Source organism: Streptococcus sp. KHUD_011 (genome assembly GCF_046352925.1).
Classification (GTDB): Bacteria; Bacillota; Bacilli; order Lactobacillales; family Streptococcaceae; genus Streptococcus.
Genome location: NZ_CP157578.1, coordinates 306168 through 327515 on the forward strand (window position 1 = coordinate 306168; position 21348 = coordinate 327515).

The 21348-nt window shown below is 36.1% G+C and carries 20 protein-coding genes; 13 read left to right on the forward strand and 7 right to left on the reverse strand.

The window, feature by feature from the left end; genetic code table 11:
• Nucleotides 1-378: 378 nt before the first annotated feature.
• On the reverse strand, nt 379-1917 hold the full coding sequence (locus ABKJ27_RS01530; RefSeq protein ID WP_410011897.1) for a response regulator transcription factor: 1539 nt from the start codon (nt 1915-1917) through the stop codon (nt 379-381).
• Complete coding sequence (locus ABKJ27_RS01535) at nt 1898-3568, reverse strand: sensor histidine kinase (RefSeq protein WP_261083211.1); 1671 nt, start codon at nt 3566-3568, stop codon at nt 1898-1900. Before ABKJ27_RS01535 ends, ABKJ27_RS01530 begins: the two co-directional genes overlap by 20 nt.
• A 201-nt stretch (nt 3569-3769) precedes the next feature.
• Here ABKJ27_RS01535 and ABKJ27_RS01540 point away from each other — a divergent pair, with 201 nt between their 5' ends.
• The 10 genes from ABKJ27_RS01540 (at nt 3770) to ABKJ27_RS01585 (ending at nt 15336) form a co-directional block, all read left to right on the forward strand.
• Nucleotides 3770-4687, forward strand: coding sequence for an ABC transporter permease (locus tag ABKJ27_RS01540; protein WP_227325532.1), 918 nt, complete (start codon nt 3770-3772; stop codon nt 4685-4687).
• Between the two features lie 17 nt (nt 4688-4704).
• A complete protein-coding gene (locus ABKJ27_RS01545) occupies nt 4705-5601 on the forward strand; it encodes a carbohydrate ABC transporter permease (protein WP_001267167.1) in 897 nt (298 codons plus the stop codon).
• A gap of 9 nt (nt 5602-5610) precedes the next feature.
• Complete coding sequence (locus ABKJ27_RS01550; protein WP_261074596.1) at nt 5611-7176, forward strand: extracellular solute-binding protein; 1566 nt, start codon at nt 5611-5613, stop codon at nt 7174-7176.
• A gap of 205 nt (nt 7177-7381) precedes the next feature.
• The gene (locus tag ABKJ27_RS01555; RefSeq protein ID WP_153199622.1) at nt 7382-8026 is read left to right on the forward strand and encodes a YesL family protein; all 645 of its coding nucleotides are present in this window, start codon (nt 7382-7384) and stop codon (nt 8024-8026) included.
• The gene (locus ABKJ27_RS01560) at nt 8023-10236 is read left to right on the forward strand and encodes a glycoside hydrolase family 31 protein (protein WP_410011898.1); all 2214 of its coding nucleotides are present in this window, start codon (nt 8023-8025) and stop codon (nt 10234-10236) included. The genes ABKJ27_RS01555 and ABKJ27_RS01560 overlap by 4 nt, the downstream gene beginning before the upstream one ends.
• 568 nt (nt 10237-10804) lie before the next feature.
• Nucleotides 10805-12214, forward strand: coding sequence for a peptide MFS transporter (locus ABKJ27_RS01565; RefSeq protein WP_410012137.1), 1410 nt, complete (start codon nt 10805-10807; stop codon nt 12212-12214).
• 371 nt (nt 12215-12585) lie between these two features.
• Entirely contained in the window at nt 12586-13272 is a 687-nt protein-coding gene (locus ABKJ27_RS01570) for an XRE family transcriptional regulator (RefSeq protein WP_410011899.1), read from the forward strand.
• 3 nt (nt 13273-13275) lie between these two features.
• A complete protein-coding gene (locus ABKJ27_RS01575; protein WP_410011900.1) occupies nt 13276-14691 on the forward strand; it encodes a Y-family DNA polymerase in 1416 nt (471 codons plus the stop codon).
• A complete protein-coding gene (locus ABKJ27_RS01580; protein WP_254754080.1) occupies nt 14688-15050 on the forward strand; it encodes a hypothetical protein in 363 nt (120 codons plus the stop codon). The genes ABKJ27_RS01575 and ABKJ27_RS01580 overlap by 4 nt, the downstream gene beginning before the upstream one ends.
• Nucleotides 15043-15336: a DUF5960 family protein gene (locus tag ABKJ27_RS01585; protein ID WP_254754081.1), complete on the forward strand. Its 294-nt coding sequence runs from the start codon at nt 15043-15045 to the stop codon at nt 15334-15336. Before ABKJ27_RS01580 ends, ABKJ27_RS01585 begins: the two co-directional genes overlap by 8 nt.
• Nucleotides 15337-15479: 143 nt before the next feature.
• Here the strand turns inward: ABKJ27_RS01585 and ABKJ27_RS01590 are convergent, their stop codons facing one another.
• From ABKJ27_RS01590 to ABKJ27_RS01610, 5 genes are read right to left on the reverse strand one after another with little or no spacing between them, the layout of a single operon-like run.
• Entirely contained in the window at nt 15480-15956 is a 477-nt protein-coding gene (locus ABKJ27_RS01590; RefSeq protein ID WP_084927875.1) for a glutathione peroxidase, read from the reverse strand.
• Nucleotides 15953-16531, reverse strand: a complete 579-nt coding sequence (locus ABKJ27_RS01595; RefSeq protein ID WP_084927874.1) for a DUF3278 domain-containing protein — start codon at nt 16529-16531, stop codon at nt 15953-15955. The genes ABKJ27_RS01590 and ABKJ27_RS01595 overlap by 4 nt, the downstream gene beginning before the upstream one ends.
• 26 nt (nt 16532-16557) lie before the next feature.
• Nucleotides 16558-16884: a hypothetical protein gene (locus ABKJ27_RS01600; RefSeq protein WP_049492910.1), complete on the reverse strand. Its 327-nt coding sequence runs from the start codon at nt 16882-16884 to the stop codon at nt 16558-16560.
• A gap of 10 nt (nt 16885-16894) precedes the next feature.
• Nucleotides 16895-17437 carry a DUF3278 domain-containing protein gene (locus ABKJ27_RS01605; protein WP_410011901.1) on the reverse strand — a complete coding sequence of 181 codons (543 nt, stop codon included), beginning with the start codon at nt 17435-17437 and terminating at the stop codon, nt 16895-16897.
• Nucleotides 17438-17452: 15 nt separating this feature from the next.
• Nucleotides 17453-17647 carry a helix-turn-helix transcriptional regulator gene (locus ABKJ27_RS01610; RefSeq protein WP_001082472.1) on the reverse strand — a complete coding sequence of 65 codons (195 nt, stop codon included), beginning with the start codon at nt 17645-17647 and terminating at the stop codon, nt 17453-17455.
• A gap of 166 nt (nt 17648-17813) precedes the next feature.
• On the opposite strand from ABKJ27_RS01610, the gene rsmH reads away from it, so the two are divergent.
• Genes rsmH through pbp2X form a run of 3 tightly spaced genes read left to right on the forward strand, consistent with a single transcriptional unit; the run spans nt 17814 to nt 21347 of the window.
• Nucleotides 17814-18764 carry a 16S rRNA (cytosine(1402)-N(4))-methyltransferase RsmH gene (gene rsmH / locus ABKJ27_RS01615; protein WP_410011902.1) on the forward strand — a complete coding sequence of 317 codons (951 nt, stop codon included), beginning with the start codon at nt 17814-17816 and terminating at the stop codon, nt 18762-18764.
• Nucleotides 18765-18773: 9 nt separating this feature from the next.
• Nucleotides 18774-19091: a cell division protein FtsL gene (gene ftsL, locus ABKJ27_RS01620; protein ID WP_020902171.1), complete on the forward strand. Its 318-nt coding sequence runs from the start codon at nt 18774-18776 to the stop codon at nt 19089-19091.
• Between the two features lie 3 nt (nt 19092-19094).
• A complete protein-coding gene (gene pbp2X / locus ABKJ27_RS01625) occupies nt 19095-21347 on the forward strand; it encodes a penicillin-binding protein PBP2X (protein ID WP_410011903.1) in 2253 nt (750 codons plus the stop codon).
• Nucleotide 21348: the final 1 nt, after the last annotated feature.

Below are 21348 nucleotides of genomic sequence, written 5' to 3' on the forward strand. Positions count from 1 at the left end.
AAATATGGCATAATAAAAGAAAGAGCTTATTTTTTTACTTATATAAATTAGCATTGGTTGTTATTTAGATTGAATATCTGGTTTGTTAGAGTTAATTTTAGGTGCGTAAAGAAAGTAAAAATGATTTATTTTCTGAATTCATATTAGCTAGTAAACATTAAAAATCAAAAAGAGATATAAATACCTGCTGAGTTTAGAACTTCAGCAGGTATTTATATGTTGATGTCATTAGAGGTTGAGGAAATTTTGGTATTACTTGGAGATGATTTGATTAATAATATATATATTTACTTAATCTTTTACACAATATTTTTGAAATAATAGTTGAATTAATTCTATAACAAAGTTACTGGAACTTATTGATGTAGTCTGGATTACTCAAATTTTATTTTGATGAGTTTTACGGTAATCTCCAGGGGAAAGTCCAGTTCTTTGTTTAAAAATTTTAGTAAAGTAAGAATAATTATCATACCCTACTTGACAAGATACTTGTGATATCGAGATATTTGTTTGAGATAGGAGAGATTTAGCAGCATTAATGCGCTTATCCGTTATATATTTAACAAGAGTTTCTCCTGTTTCTTTTTTAAAAATTCTAGCCAAATGATCTGCGCTGAGATAAACCATATCTGCTAATATAGAACGATTTATATCTTCATAGTAGTGATGATCTATGTATTCGACAATGCGTTGAATACTATTTTTTTGGTTTTCAATGTTTGTTGCAAATTTCTTAGCATGTGACCAGTAATAGTCAAAGTAATCCTGAAAAGATTCAATTGAATGAAAGCGTCGTTGGAATAGGAAATCATGAGTGCTGTTTTGGAATAATTTATGAGCTGAAATTCCATTTTGATCTAGATATATTCCTATTTGTTGAGTCCAATCTAGTAAAATTTGTTGTAGTGTAAAAGTAGGAATTTGAGAATTATAAGCAAGTGAATTAATTTTTTCTCTTAATTCGTATTCACTTAAGCTATCTAAAAAAGTAATTGAAAGAGTTTCTGTTTTAAAGGAAGTTGGAAAACTATGTGGAACACATGTAATAGTATTCCAATAAGAAACATATTGTTCATTATAAATGTAGAGTTCTTTGGTATGAAATAAAATATCGGATATTTTATGGCAACTCTTATATATAATGTTGGAGTATTTACTAAAGTTATTAGAAATTTGAGAATGAATCTCATATGCCAATTTGTCACTACGTTTGGATGAGTCTACTCTAAAGAGACAAACATATTGATCAACCTGGCTTTCCATTTTGAATAGACTTATCAGCTTATAAGAAGGTTGTGAAATTCTTTGAAGTTCTCTTTTTAGTTGAGAAGTCCATGATGGAGTTTCTACAGAATAATCTTCTTCATTAAGATTAATGGTTAAAACTGCGAGGAAAAAATACTGGTGTTGTTTAAGAATAAAATCTTGTTTGCTCGCTATGTTTTCTAGTTCATCAATGCGAGAAATTTGAGGTTTTCTAAGGTAATCATACCAGAAATTATCTTCTATTTGTAAAAGTGAATCATTTTTTCCATTTAAGTTATGATTCTCAATTTTACTAATGGCTTTTTGAATAATAAATTCTAATTTTTCAAAGTTAATGGGTTTTAGATAGTATTCAAAGCTTTGCAATTCAATTGCTTTTTGAGCATAGTTGAAGTCGGCGTAATTAGTTAAAAAAATTGTTTTTATATCATATTTTTCATTTCTAATCCAAGATAAGAGTTCGAGGCCGCTGCCTTGAGGCATTTCTATATCGCTTATCATGAGATCAATAGGATGCTCTCTAATAATATTTTGAGCTTGAGTGAGGCTATAGGCAACATAAACAATGTCAATGTGTAGTTTAGCCCAATTTATTTTCTCTCGTAAAGCTTCAATGATAAAACGATCGTCATCAACTAATAAGATGTTCATTATAACCTCCGTCTATAATCTTGTATGGAATGAGTAAAAGAATTTTAGCTCCACCTTCTTCATTATTTTCAAATGCAATACTATAGTCATTAGGATAGAGAAGATTTAAACGTTCGATGGTGTTTGTTATCCCGATATGATGTCCATCTTCTGTTATTAGAGACTGTTTCTGATTTAGTTTTGATAAAATTTCTTCAGAGAAACCTGGACCATTATCTTCGATACAAATCTGAATATAATCTGAGTCCTCAGTTTTTACTTTTTTTATTGATAGTAAAATTGTAAATAAATCTTGAAATGAAAAACCGTGTTTGATTGTGTTTTCAATAAATGTTTGTAACAGTAATGATGGGACAAGAGTATTTTGTAGGTCATCATTGTAGTTTAGTGAAAAGTAGATGCTATTTCCATATCGAATTCGTTGTATTTCTAAATAATCTTTAATATGCTGAACTTCATCTTTAAGTTCTGAAAAATCTTGATTAGCCATAAATAAATGACGGAGATAATTTGAAGTTAGGATAGTTAATTCTTCAATTTCCTTGTAGTTTTTTGTTTGAAGCATACTATGAATCATTGATAACATATTTAAGTAGAAATGCGGACGAATTTGATTTTTAAGATAATTAAGTTCTATCTTCTTAAGTTCTAGTTGTGAATGGTATTCCCGTATTTTTAATTCTTGCATGTCAAATATTACTTTATTAAGTTTATCATTTGCCTTATCAATTTCTAGTATACCTTCAGATATAAAAAATTCAGAAGGGGGGATGGAGTCCCCAAGTTGAGAGAGTCGTTCAGTGAGTCTTGTTATTGGTTTAATCATCCACTGACGAATATACAGGATAATGATGATTGATAAAATGGTGATAATGATAGGAACAGCTGATAAAAATACTTCTAAAAGAGTGATATTTCTAAAGACTTCGGCATAATCGACTAAAACATAAATATCGAAAGGTAAATGCGTTTTTTCATTTTGAGCATGAATCAGGTAGTTTTCGGAGGGTATATTGTTAGGCTCTTTTAGAGAAAGTTTACCATTATTTCCAATATTAAGTTTTCTTAGAGGTTTTAGGATATCTTCTGAAGATATGACGGCATAAATGATTTTTCCTTCGTAATGAACAGATTTAACTAAGTATTCGCTGTTTTTAGTAGTTACATTTTTCCATTTACGGTCACTTATATCACTACGCAATGATTTTAGATTTGATTTTAACAGTAGATAATCTTCATATGGAATATAAAGATTGGAGACATTTATAAAATGTTCAGTACTATCGGTTTCTAATAGGAATGTCATATGAGTTTCATTTTGATATTCAAACTCTATAAAGCTAGTTTGAACTTTTTTAAGATTTTCTTGATACTCAAGAAACGTTTGTACATGATTTAAGTTCTCTAAAGATTCATTATGCGTTATTGTTGAGTACATAAAGCGTTCTACAGAATGCAATTTCTCATTAACAGAATCAGCATAAATTTCAATTGAACTACGTAGGTGTACTATATTCTGGTTTTTAATAAAATTTCTGGTTATGTTACTCATAGCAATATTGATTAAAATATTTATCAATAGTAGTACAAGTAGGAGTTTAAAGAAAAAATGAATGGAATGTTTTTTTGATAAGTCGTGATTTAATTTCATATACTATTCTCCTCTTAAAATTATAGCACTTTGAAAATATGATATCATGTACAAAACAGATATGTTTTATCAAGATGTCGGAAAAGTAATAGTTCTCAGAAATGATAAACTGAAAAATTGATAAACCTAGTCCAAAAAGTTATATTAAGGGAATTCTATATGGTGTAAAATAATCGTAGAAAATCAGATAGGAGGAAAAAAATGAAAGTAGCATCTCAGCTTCATAAAATAAAATTAAAGCATAGTATTCCGTTATATATATTACTTTTTCCTTCAATATTGCTATTAATTTTATTTTCCTATATTCCCATGTTGGGACTAATTATTGCATTTAAAGACTATTCACCAGCCAATGGTATCTTTGCTAGTCAGTGGGTAGGATTTAAGTACTTTACTCAATTTTTCTCATCATTCCAATTCGGGACAACTATGTTCAATACATTAAAAATTTCACTTTATAGTATTGTAGTAGGATTCCCCTTACCTATTATACTAGCTATAATTAGTAATCAGTTAAGAGTTGGGAAGTTTAGAAAAATATTTCAAGTGACAACTTACTTACCCCATTTTATCTCTACAATGGTTATGTGTGGGATGATTATCTTATTTTTATCTCCTACTAGTGGTTTGTTAGCGAATGTATTTAAGTCTGTTGGAATCACTATTCCAGATTTTTTATCAAAACCTAGTAGTTTTGCAGGTGTTTATGTTTGGAGTGATGTATGGCAACATATTGGTTGGGATAGTATTATTTATTTGGCAGCGCTTTCTGCAATTGATCCTACATATTATGAGGCTGCAACTATGGATGGCGCTTCTAGGTTACAAAAAATTAGGCATATAGAATTACCATTACTTTTGCCAACTGCTATGATTCTATTAATATTAAGAGCGGGTAGTTTGTTGAGTGTAGGTTTTGAGAAAGTATTACTATTACAGAATCCTCTTAATTTAGCAGGAAGTGAGATAATTTCTACCTATGTTTATAAAGTTGGTATGGTGAACTTCCAGTATAGTTATTCGACCGCTATAGGGTTATTTAATACGGTAGTCAATCTAATAATTTTGTTATCTGTTAACTGGTTCTCAAAAAGATATACTAGAACGGGTCTTTTTTAAAGGAAGGAGTGCTTAAAGTGAGATGGTTTCATAAATCAAGAAAAACAAACTCTGAATTATTATTTGATATAGTTACCTATGGTTTAGCAATTTTTCTTATTCTGTTAATTGTTTATCCATTATGGTTTGTAGTGATTGCATCTTTTAGCAATCCTTCAGATGTTGCAAACGGGAAGGTATGGTTTATTCCAAGAGAATGGAAATTAGATGGATATTTACGTCTTATTCAACAACCTTTATTTTTGCGTAGCTATCTAAATACCATTTTATATACTGTTGTTGGTACCTTAGTTGCTTTAGTAGTCAATATTCCAGCTGGTTATGCTTTATCTAGAAAAGAATTAGTTGGTAGAAAGTGGATGAGTATTCTATACATAATCCCTATGTTTGTATCAGGTGGTTTGATTCCTACCTACTTAACAGTAAAGAATGTAGGCTTGATTGATACATTTTGGGTAATGGTAATACCTTTTGCGGTTTCATCATACAATATTATTGTTGCTAGAACTTTCTTTAATAATAGTATTCCAGACGGGATGTGGGAGGCTGCGCAAATTGATGGATGTGGTACAATTCGTTATTTTATTAAGATAGTCGTTCCTTTATCAAAAGCTATTATAGCAGTTATTGGACTTTGGACTGCAGTTGGTATTTGGAATTCGTGGTTTAATGCTTTAATTTATTTAACGAATGAAAATTTACAACCATTGCAATTAATTTTACGACGTTTACTAATTAGTAATCAAATGTTACAATCGCAAGCAACAGGAGAAGTTGCATCAGATCTTCGTATCAAAGCCGATATGATGAAATATGCAGCAATTGTTATTTCAACCGCTCCGATAATGTTGCTATATCCCTTTGTTCAAAAATATTTTAATCAAGGCGTAATGATTGGCGCGTTGAAGGAATAGGAGAAAAACATGAAAAATAAATCATTTACATATTTGTTCTTAGGAACCGTTACACTTGCTGGCTTAACAGCCTGTGCAAATTCTAATAATGCGAATAAGGACGATAAGTCTGGAGAAGATTCTTATAAAATCACAACTGTTCGTTGGTCTGACTGGGGAGAAGATTATCACAAAGGTTTTCTAACAGATTCTGCCAAGGAATCAGGTATCGATGTTAAATGGGATACACTTGTAGCCGCAGATTGGGCAGATAAGAAATCTGTGTTGGTTGCTAGCGGAGATTTACCAGATGCATTTTTAGGCTCAAATGCTTTTACAGATTCAGAAATTGCTCAGAACCAATCTTTGTTTATTCCATTGGAAGATTTAATCAAGGAAAACATGCCAAATTTAACTAAGGCTATGGAGAAAGAACCTAAGATTAAAGCTATGATTACTTCACCAGATGGTCATATCTACAGTCTACCTAAAAAATTACCGATGCGTCCTACTGTAGCTAATCAGCTATTTATTAATAAAAAGTGGCTGGATAATTTAGGATTAAAGGTTCCAGAAACTTATGATGATTTAGTAAAAGTACTACAAGAATTTAAGGATAAAGATGCGAACGGAAATGGAGACACTTCTGATGAAATTCCATTCGGAGCAGGAAACTTTGATCCAACATTCTCATATATTCTTCCGTTCAATAATCGTTTAGGTGCAGATAATACGTATGAAATGTCTGTAAAAGATGGAAAACCAGTCTACCTTCGTACAGAGGAAAGTTATAAACAAGGGATTGCAGCAATGCACGAATCTTATAAAAAAGGTTTGATTGATCCGGAAATCTTTACAGAAGATACCTCTATGAGTGTAGCAAAACGTATGGATAAGGGAGTATCTAGAGTAGGTGTTTCTAGTGGTTGGACAGCAGATGCAACGTTTGGCTTACATTCAAGTGAATATATTGCTCTACCTGCTTTAAAAGGTATGGATGGTAAACAATATGTCTTTTCTGACCCAGATCATTACAACTACGGTCGAAATGAAATTTTGATTACAAATAAGAGCAAAAACCCTGCTAAATTATTGAAATGGTTGGATAAATTATATACAGATGAAGCAAGTATTCAGAATTTCTATGGATCATTTGGAATAGCTACTGAAAAGAATAGTGATAAGTTTAAAGTGTTACCTCCTAAAGATGGTAAATCAGCTGATGAATGGGCATGGATTAATTCACTTCGAGATTTTGGTCCTAAATACGTAAGCGATGATATCAATAGTCGCGTAGAAATCGATCAAACACAAGGTGATGGATTGAAATTGAAGATGGACCAAGATTTGAAACAATTTGCGTTGCCAGCTTACCCTAATGTGATTTATTCACAAGAAGAACTTAACAAATTATCATCAATCTATGTGAGTATTGAATCTTATGTCAAACAACAAGCATCTAAATGGGTAGTTGAAGGTGGCATAGAAAAAGAATGGGACTCATACAAAGAAACTCTTAAGAATATGGGATTGGACGAATTTATGAAGATTCAACAGGAAGCATATAATCGTTACCAAAAAGAAGTAAAAGAGTAATACTTTATATGAACTCTTGGTTGTATAAACAAGGGACTAGCTAATTACAGGAAGCGAGACTGATAACATCAGATTATCTCGCTTCCTTTATTCTAATTTTTAAAGAAATGTGGAAATGTTTTTTAAATAATTTAGGTAATATTTTTGTACAACTGACATTATAAAATATAGAGTTAAGGCAATCGATTTTATGGAGATATCTATTATGCAAAAATTATTTTCATTAGATGGAAAAATGGTTAGAATTTTAACTTTTTTGACAGATTTAATTATTTTAAATACTCTATTTATTGTGAGTTGTATTCCAATAGTTACAATTGGGGCATCACTAACTTCTCTTACGACAATGTGGTATCGTATTTTAAAAGGTAAAGATACCGATATTGCTTATCATTATTTTCGGATCTTTAGACGAAATTTTAAACAGTCAACTTTTATTTGGTTGTTTATCCTCCTAATAGAATTACTTTTATATGTGAACTATTGTCTTTGGGGCTATTCAAGTTTATTTTCAGAGTATAGTTTATTGTTAGTATTGCCCTTTTTATTTGTTATAATACTTTTGATGAGTGTTATTTTTCCCTATATTGGTCTATTTAAAGATAATCTAAAAAATAGTATTGTAAATAGCGTATTAATTTGTATTTTAAATCCAATACAAGCTATCATGTTGGTTTTATTTAATATTTCTGTACTGTATATGAGTTTTAGTAGTCCAGAACGAGTTTTAACAGCTATTTACGTATTTACATTTGGGGGATTTGCTTTTTGCGGATTGATGAATGTAACGATAACAAATAAAATGTTTGATAAGGTAAAGAAATTTACTAAAAGGAGGGAAACAAATTGAAAATTTTTAAGGGAGAGTTTTATCGAATCTCTGTATTAACAGACAAGTTAGTAAGGTTAGAATACTCTCAAACTGGAAGTTTTGAGGATAGGACTACACAACTTATCTATAATAGAGATTTTGGCCAAGTTTCGTTAGATTATATCGAGACATCAAACGTACTAGATATTATGACGGACTATTTTCATTTGCACTTTAATAAAGGAGAATTTAACGCCGAAAATTTATTTATAGAATTAAAAGGAAATTTTGCCGTATATGGTAGTCGCTGGTATTTTGGTGAATCGATTGAAACGTTAAAAGGAACAGCTCGGACTCTTGATAAGGCAGATGGCGCAATCCCATTAGAAGATGGAATTATTAGTCGAAATGGTATTGCCTTACTGGATGATTCTCAAGGATTTATTTGGGATGAACAGTCTGGTTATATTGAGAGAGAAAATCAAATTGACCTCTATTTCTTTGCCTATGGGCATGATTATAGAGGAGCAATCAGAGACTTTTACCATTTGACTGGCTCAACACCCTTGTTGCCAAGATATGCTTTAGGTAATTGGTGGAGTAGGTATTGGCCTTATACGTCGGATGAATACTTGGATTTAATAGACAGATTTGAAACAGAGAAAATTCCATTATCTATCGGTGTTTTAGATATGGATTGGCATATAACTGACATTCCAGCTCGTTTTGGAAGTGGCTGGACAGGATATAGTTGGAATAGAAACTTAATACCAAATCCAGAACAGTTATTGCAACAACTTCATGATAGAAAGTTAAAACTCTCTTTGAATGTCCATCCTGCTGATGGTATACGGGCTTATGAAGAAGCTTATCCTCAAGTCGCAAAACGATTGGGGTTAAATGTAGAACTAGAAGAACCTGCTATTTTTGATTTTTTTAATCCCTCTTTTAGGGAAGCCTACTTTAAAGATGTTCATTATGAGCTAGAAAAGCAGGGAGTAGATTTTTGGTGGATTGACTGGCAACAAGGGACACAAGGCATGTTGGATCCACTGTGGCTTTTAAACCATTATCATTATCAGGATAGTTGTAAAAATGCAGAAGGTGGTTTGATTTTATCAAGATATGCAGGTCCTGGTAGTCATCGCTACCCTGTTGGTTTTTCAGGGGATACTATTATTAGTTGGAATTCCTTAAGATTTCAACCTTATTTTACAGCGACAGCATCAAATATCGGTTATAGTTGGTGGAGCCATGATATCGGTGGGCACATGCTGGGGGATTATGACGAAGAGCTACAAACTAGATGGCTACAGTTTGGCGTTTTTAGTCCGATAACTCGATTACATAGTTCTAGAAGTCCTTTTAATAGTAAAGAACCTTGGTTTTTTTCAGAAACAACATCTAAGATTATGAAGAAATACCTTCGTTTGAGACATCAGATGATTCCCTATCTATATACCATGAATGTAAAGACACACGAGGAAGGTGCCCCATTAATCAGCCCAATGTATTATTTCTACCCAGAGAATGATGAGAGTTATAATGTTCCAAATCAATACTTTTTTGGAACAGAACTGATGGTGGCTCCCATTGTAGAAAAGATGGATTTGGCATTCCAATCTGCAAAAGTAGATGTATGGTTCCCTGAAGGTGAATGGTATGACTTCTTTTCAGAGAAAAAATATACAGGTGGTGTGAAGTTGAGTGTTTATAGAGACATTTCGACGATACCTGTGTTTGCAAAAAGTGGTGCAATCATTCCCTTGGTTGGTTCTGAGATAGATATGGGTGTTGATTTACCTGAAGTTGTAGATTGGTATGTATTCCCAGGCAAGCAACATTCTTTTGAAATGATTGAAGATCAAAATGGTCAAAGATATAAAACAAGATTATCAATCGACTGGGAAATGGGGATGGTAGAGCTAACATTACAAGGAGATTCTAGTATCGTTCCAAGCAATAGAAAACATAGAATTCATTTTAAAGGAACGAATGTGTCTATAATTGAATTGCCAAATAAGAATGATACAGCTAGATTTGAATTGAAAGATAATAAAAGGACATCCCTAAACGACGAAGTTTTTAGACTACTAAAGACAGCTTCTCTTCCATATGAATTAAAAGATAGATTGTTAAATCAATTCATCAATGCCAAAAATTCTCATGACTTAATGAATATCTTGCATCATCAGGATAAGGAATTGAGAGGGCGTTTGTTGGAAATGATATTTACTAGCCAAAACTAATTGAGAAATTTCGTACACAATTTCTATTATTTAATTACTAATTATTTATTTTTTAATGTGTAACAGTTTTACATCTCTATGCTTATTGATACTCTTCGAAAATCAAATTCAAACCACGTCAACGTCGCCTTGCCGTACTCAAGTACAGCCTGCGGCTAGTTTCCTAGTTTGCTCTTTGATTTTCATTGAGTATGACTTGTATTGTAGTAACTACAAGTTTGGCATAGGGATGTTTTTTTTGTTTCCTGAAGAGGAAAGGATAAGTATGTTTCGAGGTTTGAAACATTTTTCAACTAAATAAGAGCAAATTTTTAGAGGTAATTTTTCAAAGTAACTTCCACTTGCCTGACCGAAGTGGAATTAAGTCTGAGACGGATTTTTATGGTGGAATTAAGTCTGAGACGTGTGATTTTTTCAGAAAATTTTCTAAAATAAACAGGATTTGTTTGACATTTGTTTGAAAATTCTGTAAAATGAATTATTATATCGTTAAAGGAGAATATATATGGAAAAACAGAAAACATTTTTTGGACATCCTATGGGCTTGTCCACCCTCTTCTTTACAGAGATGTGGGAACGCTTTTCTTACTATGGGATGCGAGCTATCCTACTTTACTATATGTACTATAGTGTGCAAGATGGTGGATTGGGAATGGATAAGACCACGGCTGCATCGGTTATGGCTATTTATGGCTCACTGGTATTTTTGTCCTCGGTTATCGGTGGTTTTGTCAGTGACCGTATTTTAGGAAGCCGTAAAACTGTCTTTTACGGTGGGATTCTGATTATGCTAGGGCATATTGCTTTGGCAACACCTTTTGGACAAGTGGCTCTCTATCTCTCTATTGCCTTGATTATCTTTGGTACTGGATTTTTAAAACCCAATATCTCAGATATGGTGGGGGGGATTTATGAGAAAGAGGATGATAGACGGGATGCAGGTTTTAGTATCTTTGTCTTTGGTATTAACTTAGGTGCCTTTGTTGCCCCTTATCTAGTGGGTTATCTAGGTCAGGAAGTCAATTTCCATCTAGGCTTTTCGTTAGCTGCCATTGGGATGTTCTTTGGTCTGGTGAAGTATGTTTTGGATGGGAAGAAATACCTACCTGAATCAAGCCTTTACCCTACTGACCCACTTTCACAGACGGAGCAGCAGACCTTGATTAAACGTTTGCTGCTTACACTTGTCGTAGTTATTCTCGTGGTTATAGGTTTAGTCTTTACTCACCAGTTTAATGTGGATATGATTGTTAATATCTTTACAGTGATTGCTGTAATTATTCCAATCTACTATTTCTTCAAAATTTTATCTAGTCAGAAAATAACTGCTACTGAGAGATCTCGAGTATTTGCCTACATTCCTCTATTTATAGCTGGGGTACTCTTCTGGTCTATTGAGGAGCAGGGGTCTGTTGTTCTCGCTCTATTTGCGGATGAGCAAACTCGACTTTACATTAATGTATTTGGGAATCAGATTCATTTTCCATCTAGCTTTTTCCAAAGTATCAATCCACTTTTCATTATGATTTATGTGCCGATTTTTGCGTGGTTGTGGGGGAAAATGGGTAAAAAGCAACCATCCTCTGCTAAGAAATTTGCTTACGGTTTATTTGCTGCAGGTTTATCCTTCTTGTGGATGATGTTACCAGGGATGCTCTTTGGGACAGATGTTAAGGTCAGTCCTCTCTGGTTGATTATGAGTTGGGCTATTGTGATTGTAGGGGAAATGCTGATTTCGCCGATTGGTCTATCAGTCACTACTAAGTTAGCACCAAAATCCTTCCAAGCACAAATGATGTCTATCTGGTTCTTGAGTAACGCTGCTGCCCAAGCTATCAATGCTCAAATTGTAAAATTTTATACAAGCGAAACTGAAGTAGCTTACTATGGAATTGTTGGAGGAATTACGATTGTATTCGGTATTATCTTACTCTTCTACGTTCCACGTATTGAAAAACTAATGTCTGGTATCAAATAGAGAAAAACTGGAATTTCTGTAGGAATTTTAAAAGTTAGATCAATGATTTATTCAAAGGATTTAGTTCTGTATTGTACAGGGCTAGGTCCTTTTAGTTTGATTAATACTCTTCGAAAATCAAATTCAAACCGCGTCAACGTCGCCTTGCCGTACTCAAGTACAGCCTGCGGCTAGTTTCCTAGTTTGCTCTTTGATTTTCATTGAGTATAAAACTCACGATGTTTCTGCTTTTCCTAGTAGACATTTGTTCACTTTTTTTATATAATAAAACTAAACCATATTGGTTGAGTTTTGAAAATATGGATTCAAGCATCGATTAGTCTTTCTAAGGGAGATAATGTCCATTAAAGTATCATAATAGGAGGTGAAGTATGTATCAGTCAGAAAAATTAAAGGCTCGGAGGAAAGAGTTAAAACTGACACAGAAGGAAATTGCAGAGAAACTTGGGATTAGTTTTCAGGCTTACTCGGCTTGGGAACGTGGAGTCAAGGAACCGTCCAAGGAGAAGGTGTTTCAGCTAGAGAATATTTTAAAAGTACCAAAAGGATATTTTACTCAGATCGAGATTGTCCGTCTCTACCATAGCCTCTCCAAGCAAGGGCAGGAGAAGGTTGTTCTCTATGCTCGCAACCTGGCTCAAGAAGAACAGGCTCAGAAAGTGGCTCCCATGCCAGAGCGCCTCTACGAGTACCGTGTTTATGAACGCATGTCAGCAGGGATTGGGGCTTCGGTCTACGATGATCAGAATTTTGATACGGTTTACTTTAATGAGGAATTGGCCCACGATTTTGCGTCATGGGTGTCTGGGGACTCCATGGAACCTAAATACCAAAATGGTTCAGTAGCTCTGATCCGAGAGACAGGATTTGACTATGACGGGGCGGTTTATGCAGTGGTTTGCAACAACCAGACCTATATCAAACGGGTTTATCGAGAGGAGAATGGATTGCGTCTGGTCTCTATCAATCCTAAATATAAGGATATTTTCATCTCTTATGAAGAAGATCCTCGGATTGTGGGGATTATCGTTGGGAACTTTGTGCCGATGGAGGGCTAGCCAATGGGCTACTTTGATTATTCCAGAGAGACCAAAAGTGACATTGCCTTTGTCGATATGAAATCCTTTTATGCCAGTGTTGAGTGCGTGAAAAGGGGCTTACATCCGCTGAAAACCTCGCTTTGTGTCATGAGTCGCGCGGATAATTCCACTGGTCTTATTCTAGCCTCCTCTCCAATGTTTAAGAAGATTTTTGGCAAATCAAATGTTGGTCGGGCCTATGATCTGCCCTTTGATATCAAGACCCGCAAATTTTCCTACTATAATGCTAGAAAGCAGGGGCTACCGACTGACTCGGACTATGTTCGCTACATCGAAGATTGGGCTCAAGTGACCTTGATTGTCCCTCCTCGAATGGACGAGTACATTGCAGTCAATATGGAAATCCAGCGAATCTTTCAAAACTATGGCAGTCCAGATGATATTTATCCTTACTCTATCGATGAGGGTTTTATTGATCTGACTAGTTCACTTAATTATTTCATTTCAGACAAGAGTCTCTCTCGCAAGGAAAAGCTGGATCTGCTTTCTGCTCGTATTCAGAGGGATATTTGGAGGCAGACAGGGATCTACTCTACAGTAGGTATGTCAAATGCCAATCCTTTACTGGCCAAGTTGGCTCTGGATAATGAGGCTAAGCACACTCCGACCATGAGGGCCAACTGGTCTTACCAGGATGTGGAAGAGAAGGTCTGGTCCATTCCCAAGATGACCGACTTTTGGGGGATTGGCAGGCGGATGGAGAAACGCTTGCATGCTCTGGGGATTTTTTCCATCAAGGAATTGGCAACCAGCAATCCCGACCAGCTAAAGAAAGCTCTGGGTCAGGCTGGTCTGCGTTTGTGGTTTCATGCCAACGGGATTGATGAGAGCAATGTTCATAAGCCCTATAAAGCCAAATCCAAGGGCTTGGGGAATTCTCAAATCTTGCCGAGAGACTACGTGAAGCTACGGGATATTGAAATTATTCTTCGAGAAATGGCGGAGCAGGTGGCTATTAGTTTGAGAAGGTCTGGCAAGAAAACAACCCTTGTCTCTATCTATGTCGGTTTCTCTAAACAGGAGGTCAGGTCGTCTATTCACACACAAATGAAGGTCGAACCGACCAATAATACAGCTGTCTTAACGAATTATGTTTTGAAGCTATTTTATAACAAATACACTTCTGGAGCGGTCAGAAGTGTCGGAGTTAACTATTCAGGCTTTGTAGACGAGTCCTTTGGTTTGATATCTCTCTTTGATGATGTTGACAAGTTAGAAAAAGAGGAAAGGCTCCAGACGGCTATTGACTCTATTCGGGAACAATTTGGTTTCACTTCACTCTTAAAAGCCAATGCACTGGAAGAAGCCTCTAGGAGTCTTGCCAGAAGCAAGCTGATTGGGGGACATTCTGCTGGAGGATTAGATGGATTAAAATGATTGATCGTTCTTATTTACCCTTTCAATCCGCGCGAGATTATCAAGATCCAGGTATGCAGAAGTGGATGGGATTTTACCTCTCAGAACACACTAGTTCGCTCAGTGAAGAAAAAAACCGTGTTGATTTTTCGATAGATTTGGACCCAGTTGAGAAGCTACACTTGCTTTCTCAGCTTTATGTTGGCCAACTGAAGGGAAGTTTTGTGGTCAAGGAAAAGAATCAGAAAACCACGATCATCGGTGAGGTGAGAGAATTATCACATCAGACTCTATCTATTAGGACAAACGAGGGATATAGGTTGATAGAGGTTGCAGATATCCTAGAAATTCGGCTGTGGGAGGAGGGAGTGTATGACTAGAAAAGAGCTGTATGAAAACAAACTACAGATGGATTATTTTTCAGATAACTATATTCGTTTCGAAGAGGATTTCCAAAAATATTCTGCCATGAATGTGCCCTTGACTTTCTTGATTGATGACATCCTACGAACTATGGCGATGAATCAGAAGAACTACTTTGTCTTAAACAAGGAAAATACTAAGGATGGGCGGGAGCATCGCTTTTATTTTAGGGTAGTAACGGAAAAAGAGTGTCCTAGAAATAGAACCTATGTATATGCTGGGGTTAAAAATAGTAGTCAGTAGAGGCTTATCTGCTGTAAAATGTATCATTTTTATAACACTTCATGTTTCATATCATGGGGTGTTTTTCTTTTTAAGTCAAAGCCAATCAAAAAATCTCACTATTCATTAGGCTGAAGGAGACCTAATCATAGTGAGATTGTGAATTATAGTAGATTTTGTATGGTCTCTTCAATTTGTTTTGGGTCTGTTTTTGAAGAGAAGCGTTCAACGACTTGTCCGTCTCGACTGATGAGAAATTTAGCGAAATTCCATTCGATTCGTTTTCCTAGTGGGCCAGATTTTTGATCTTTTAGCCACACATAGAGGGGATCTGCTTCCTTACCGTTGACCTTAATCTTGGCAAAACGTGGGAAGCTGGTTTGATAATGTAGGCTACAGAAGGCGTTGATTTCCTCTTCGCTGCCTGGTGCTTGTCCCATAAACTGGTTGCAAGGGAAGTCTAAAATCTCAAAACCTTGTTCTTGATAGCGATCATAGAGTTCTTGAAGTCCTTGGTACTGGGGCGTTAAACCACATCCAGTAGCAGTGTTGACAACCAAGATAACCTTACCACGATAGGTCTCTAGTGGAGTTTCTTGATGGTCTTGGTTCAAGACTGAAAAATCGTATAGTGAAGTCATTGCTTGCTTTTCTCCTTCTGTTTGGTGTTTTTAGGAGTTTTCTCCTCCTGTAGGGATAGAAAGCCGTAGGTCAGGGTTCCAAAAATGCTACCGATAATCAGGCCATACATCAGGAAAGGACCACTTTTATCGAATTGCAAGAGCAATTTTACAAAATCTGAAAGGGACATCTGCTGAACGAAGACTTTATGAAAGATGAGTAAGGTAAAGAAGCCAATCTGAATACCGATAAACACAATCCAGCTTCGGAATTTGATTTGGGCTTTGCTGTAGGTTTTGAGGATGATTTCTGATTTGTCATCCTTTTCAAGATGAAGCTCTTGGACGGCTTTTTGAGCTTTTATACTCATGAACAAAATGAGTCCAAAATAGATGTAGGGCATAACATTTCGAACAATTTCTATAAAGCTTCCGAACAAAATATAGAATAGGAAGAGAATGAAGGAAGAGTAAAAGATTTGGATCATGGAACGGGCGCAAGCCTTGTAGATAACCTCTTGACGGCATTCATCAAAAGGCCCTTGGATATGAAAGAAATTTCGAAGTAGGCGAGTTGTTAAGTCTTCTTTTTTCATGGGTGATTTCTCCTAAATGAACGATGCTATTTTGTTTCTTTTACGAATTGATAGAGATAATAAAGATAAGTAATAGAAGAAAGGATAGCGATAGTTAGCAGTATATAATATTTCCAATTGCTTGAAATGAGCGTCAGTTGTGGTAAGGATAGAATCATAAAGATTAGTGCTAAGTTGAGTATGCGCGTTTTTTGGGAGTCGATTTTTAGATAAGTCAATCCTTTGTTGAGGGCTGGAACAAAGACTGGAAGGAGGACTATATCGTAGATTGGCAAGTTCCCTGAAACGATGATGAAGATGAGCAGTGAAGCAAACAAAAGATGATAGGTAAGTAAAGTTACTAGTGATTTCATAGGGGACCTCCTAATACTCATCTTGATCTTTCTTAGTTTTTGCAATGCGACGGGAGATGAGGAACTGTATACTCGCTCCGAAGAAGATAGAACCGAGAATGCTTGATACACCATTTCTTATAGTGAGAAGAGAATTAAAATAGTCCGGACTTTCACCTATGAGTATACTGAGAAGAGGAGTTATAAAAAACATCCATAGACCAAAGAACAAACCTGCTTTCAGACCTGGGTAATGTAGTTGCTTACTTTCTTTCTCACTCAGCATATCTGGTTCAATAGTTGTAATCCCTGTTTTTTGCATTTGGTAGGTGACATAGCCGGCAGCGATGAGGGCAATCACTAAAATCAGAGGAGGATAGACCAGAGCCACTAGTTGAGGAAATTTATAGGCCAGAAGGAGTGGAATAATATTTCCGAAAATCATCAGATAAAATAGGAAGATAAAGACTTGGTTCCCAATACGATCGGCCTCACGCCGTTTGTATTCGTCAAGGGGACCAGAAATGCCGTATGTGCGTTTGATGAGTTTTTCAGTGAAGGTTTCTTTTTTCATAAGTTGGCTCCTTTTTTAAAAATCTTCCTCCCAAAAGAGACTGTTGAGGTCAGTTTGGAGGCTGCGGGCGAGATTGAGACAAAGTTCCAGGGTTGGGTTGTACTTGTCGTTTTCAATCATATTGATGGTTTGTCTCGAGACACCGATATCCTTGGCGAGTTCGAGCTGGGAAATGCCCAGTTCCTTGCGAAATTCTTTCACACGATTCATATGTTCTCCTTTCTGATTTGTGTCGTATATATTTGACTATATTATATTCTTCTATGGAGCGAATGTCAAGCATATTTGACATATTTCTTAAAGAAATCTTACTTGTTTTTGACCGATTTGTCTGACTAGTGCAAGCTGGTCGGATTTGTGGTAAAATAGATAAGATATGACAAAAGAATTTCATCATGTAACGGTCTTACTCCATGAAACGATTGATATGCTCGACGTAAAACCTAATGGTATCTACGTTGATGCGACTTTGGGTGGAGCGGGCCATAGCGAATATTTATTAAGTAAATTAAGTGAAAAAGGCCATCTCTATGCCTTTGACCAGGACCAGAATGCCATTGATAATGCGCAAAAACGCTTGGCACCCTACATTGAAAAGGGGATGGTGACTTTTATCAAGGATAACTTCCGTCATTTACAGGCACGTTTGCGCGAAGCTGGTGTTCAGGAAATTGATGGAATTTGTTATGACTTGGGAGTGTCTAGTCCTCAATTGGACCAGCGTGAGCGTGGTTTTTCTTATAAAAAGGATGCGCCACTGGACATGCGCATGAATCAGGAATCTAGTCTGACAGCCTATGAAGTGGTGAACCACTATGACTATCATGACTTGGTTCGTATTTTCTTCAAGTATGGCGAGGACAAATTCTCTAAACAGATTGCGCGTAAGATTGAACAAGTACGTGCAGTCAAGCCAATCGAGACAACGACTGAGTTATCAGAGATTATCAAGTCGGCCAAACCTGCTAAGGAACTCAAGAAGAAGGGGCATCCTGCCAAGCAGATTTTCCAGGCTATTCGAATTGAAGTCAATGATGAACTGGGAGCGGCAGATGAATCTATCCAGCAGGCTATGGACATGTTGGCTCTAGATGGTAGAATTTCAGTGATTACCTTTCATTCCTTGGAAGACCGCTTGACCAAGCAATTGTTCAAGGAAGCTTCAACAGTGGAAGTTCCTAAAGGTTTGCCTTTCATCCCAGATGATCTCAAGCCCAAGATGGAATTGGTATCCCGTAAGCCAATCTTGCCAAGTGTGGAAGAGTTAGAAGCCAATAACCGCTCGCATTCAGCTAAGTTGCGCGTGGCCAGAAAAATTCACAAGTAAGAGGAAAAAATGGTAGATAAAAAAGAAACAACCAGTCAATTCTTGCAGAGTCGTATCAAAAAATTCTCCCGTGTGGAGAAGGCTTTTTATCTTTCCATCGCTTTTACGGCTCTCGTCTTAGCAGTGAGCATTATCTTTATGCAAACACGACTTTTGCAAGTGCAAAGTGATTTGACAAAAATCAATGCGCAGATAGAGGAAAAGAAAACAGAGCTGGACGATGCCAAGCAGGAAGTGAATGAATTGATTCGTTCAGAGCGCTTGAAAGAAATTGCAGATAAAAAAGATTTGAAATTGAATAATGAAAACATCCGAACAGCGGAGTAAGATATGAAATGGACAGAAAAAATAACCCGATTTGCGGTAAAAAATCGTAAATCTCCAGCAGAAAACCGTAGGATAGTTGGCAAGTACCTCAGCTTTGTAGCTGTTGCCCTTTTCGGCCTCTTTTTGGCCAATTTTGCTTATATTATCGCAAAAGGTAATATATTTGGTACTGACTTGGTAAAAGAGGCTAAAAAGGTTCACCAAACAACCCGAACAGTTCCTGCCAAACGTGGGACTATCTATGACCGAAATGGAGTGCCAATCGCTGAAGATGCGACCTCTTATAACGTCTATGCTGTTATTGATAAAAAATACAAGTCAGCAACTGGAAAAATTCTTTATGTAGAGGATTCGCAGTTTAATAAGGTAGCTGAAGTCTTCCATAAGTATTTGGATATGGATGAAGCTTATGTAAAAGAGCAACTGGCTCAACCAAATCTGACCCAAGTTTCCTTTGGTGCAAAAGGAAATGGGATTACCTATGCCAATATGATGGCTATTAAAAAAGAGTTAAAAGATGCTAGTGTGGAGGGGATTGACTTTACAACTAGCCCTAACAGAAGCTATCCAAATGGACAATTTGCTTCTAGTTTTATTGGCTTAGCCCAACTTCATGAAAATGAGGATGGTAGTAAGAGTTTGTTAGGGACTTCTGGTTTGGAGAGTTCTTTAAATACCATTCTTGCTGGGACAGACGGTATTATTACCTATGAAAAAGACCGTGTAGGAAATATCGTACCCGGTACAGAACAGGTATCGCAACAAACTGTAGATGGCAAGGATGTTTATACAACATTGTCTAGTCCGCTCCAATCTTTCATGGAAACTCAGATGGATGCCTTTCTAGAAAAAGTAAAAGGTAAGTATATGACCGCGACCTTGGTCAGTGCAAAGACCGGTGAAATCCTCGCTACCACCCAACGACCTACCTTTAATGCAGATACTAAGGATGGCATCACCAAAGATTTTGTTTGGCGTGATATTCTTTATCAAAGTAATTACGAACCAGGATCAACCATGAAGGTCATGACGCTAGCAGCATCTATTGATAATAATACTTTCCCAGGTGGAGAATACTTCAATAGCAGTGAATTAAAAATAGCGGATGCGACGATTCGAGATTGGGACGTTAATGAAGGTTTGACCGGCGGTGGTATGATGACATTTTCTCAAGGGTTTGCTCACTCAAGTAATATTGGGATGACACTTCTTGAGCAGAAAATGGGTGATGCTACTTGGTTGGATTATCTAAACCGCTTTAAATTTGGGGTTCCAACTCGTTTTGGTTTGACAGATGAATATGCAGGGCAACTTCCAGCTGACAATATTGTTAATATTGCTCAGAGTTCATTTGGACAAGGTATTTCAGTAACTCAGACGCAAATGATTCGTGCCTTTACAGCCATTGCCAATGATGGCGTCATGCTAGAGCCTAAATTTATTACGGCCTTGTATGATCCAAATGATCAAACCGTTCGTAAATCTCAAAAAGAAATCGTAGGAAATCCCGTTTCGAAAGATGCAGCTAGCCAAACTCGTACTCACATGGTTTTGGTAGGGACGGATCCTAGATATGGAACTATGTACAATCATAGTACAGGAAAAGCAACTGTCAATGTTCCAGGTCAAAATGTGGCCCTTAAATCAGGGACTGCGCAGATTGCAGATGAGAAAAATGGTGGTTATCTTACAGGTTCAACAAACTACATTTTCTCAGTTGTTTCTATGCACCCAGCGGAAAATCCTGACTTTATCCTCTATGTGACTGTTCAACAACCTGAGCATTATTCAGGTATTCAACTTGGAGAGTTTGCCAATCCAATTCTTGAAAGAGCCTCAGCTATGAAAGAATCACTCAATCTTCAGTCAACTGCTAAGAATTTGGAGCAGTTTAGTAAGACTACAAGTTATGCAATGCCTGCAACTAAGGATTACACGCCGGGTGATTTAGCAGAGGAATTACGACGTAACCTTGTTCAACCAATCGTTGTAGGTACTGGAACAAAGATTAAAGAGTCTTCTGTAGAAGAAGGAAAAAATCTAGCACCTAACCAACAAGTTCTCCTTTTATCTGATAAGGTAGAAGAAATTCCAGACATGTATGGTTGGAAAAAAGAGACTGCTGAGACCTTTGCTAAATGGTTGGATATTGAGCTGGAATTTGAAGGTTCAGGTTCTGTTGTTCAGAAGCAAGATGTTCGGACTAATACAGCTATCAAAAACATTAAAAAAATTAAATTAACTTTAGGAGACTAAT

Coding starts and splice junctions, on each gene's coding strand:
- ABKJ27_RS01530 (WP_410011897.1), bottom strand. CDS start 1,917: ATGAACATCTTATTAGTTGATGACGATCGTTTTATCATTGAAGCTTTA.
- ABKJ27_RS01535 (WP_261083211.1), bottom strand. CDS start 3,568: ATGAAATTAAATCACGACTTATCAAAAAAACATTCCATTCATTTTTTC.
- ABKJ27_RS01540 (WP_227325532.1), top strand. CDS start 3,770: ATGAAAGTAGCATCTCAGCTTCATAAAATAAAATTAAAGCATAGTATT.
- ABKJ27_RS01550 (WP_261074596.1), top strand. CDS start 5,611: ATGAAAAATAAATCATTTACATATTTGTTCTTAGGAACCGTTACACTT.
- ABKJ27_RS01555 (WP_153199622.1), top strand. CDS start 7,382: ATGCAAAAATTATTTTCATTAGATGGAAAAATGGTTAGAATTTTAACT.
- ABKJ27_RS01565 (WP_410012137.1), top strand. CDS start 10,805: ATGTGGGAACGCTTTTCTTACTATGGGATGCGAGCTATCCTACTTTAC.
- ABKJ27_RS01570 (WP_410011899.1), top strand. CDS start 12,586: ATGTATCAGTCAGAAAAATTAAAGGCTCGGAGGAAAGAGTTAAAACTG.
- ABKJ27_RS01575 (WP_410011900.1), top strand. CDS start 13,276: ATGGGCTACTTTGATTATTCCAGAGAGACCAAAAGTGACATTGCCTTT.
- ABKJ27_RS01580 (WP_254754080.1), top strand. CDS start 14,688: ATGATTGATCGTTCTTATTTACCCTTTCAATCCGCGCGAGATTATCAA.
- ABKJ27_RS01585 (WP_254754081.1), top strand. CDS start 15,043: ATGACTAGAAAAGAGCTGTATGAAAACAAACTACAGATGGATTATTTT.
- ABKJ27_RS01590 (WP_084927875.1), bottom strand. CDS start 15,956: ATGACTTCACTATACGATTTTTCAGTCTTGAACCAAGACCATCAAGAA.
- ABKJ27_RS01595 (WP_084927874.1), bottom strand. CDS start 16,531: ATGAAAAAAGAAGACTTAACAACTCGCCTACTTCGAAATTTCTTTCAT.
- ABKJ27_RS01600 (WP_049492910.1), bottom strand. CDS start 16,884: ATGAAATCACTAGTAACTTTACTTACCTATCATCTTTTGTTTGCTTCA.
- ABKJ27_RS01605 (WP_410011901.1), bottom strand. CDS start 17,437: ATGAAAAAAGAAACCTTCACTGAAAAACTCATCAAACGCACATACGGC.
- ABKJ27_RS01610 (WP_001082472.1), bottom strand. CDS start 17,647: ATGAATCGTGTGAAAGAATTTCGCAAGGAACTGGGCATTTCCCAGCTC.
- rsmH (WP_410011902.1), top strand. CDS start 17,814: ATGACAAAAGAATTTCATCATGTAACGGTCTTACTCCATGAAACGATT.
- ftsL (WP_020902171.1), top strand. CDS start 18,774: ATGGTAGATAAAAAAGAAACAACCAGTCAATTCTTGCAGAGTCGTATC.
- pbp2X (WP_410011903.1), top strand. CDS start 19,095: ATGAAATGGACAGAAAAAATAACCCGATTTGCGGTAAAAAATCGTAAA.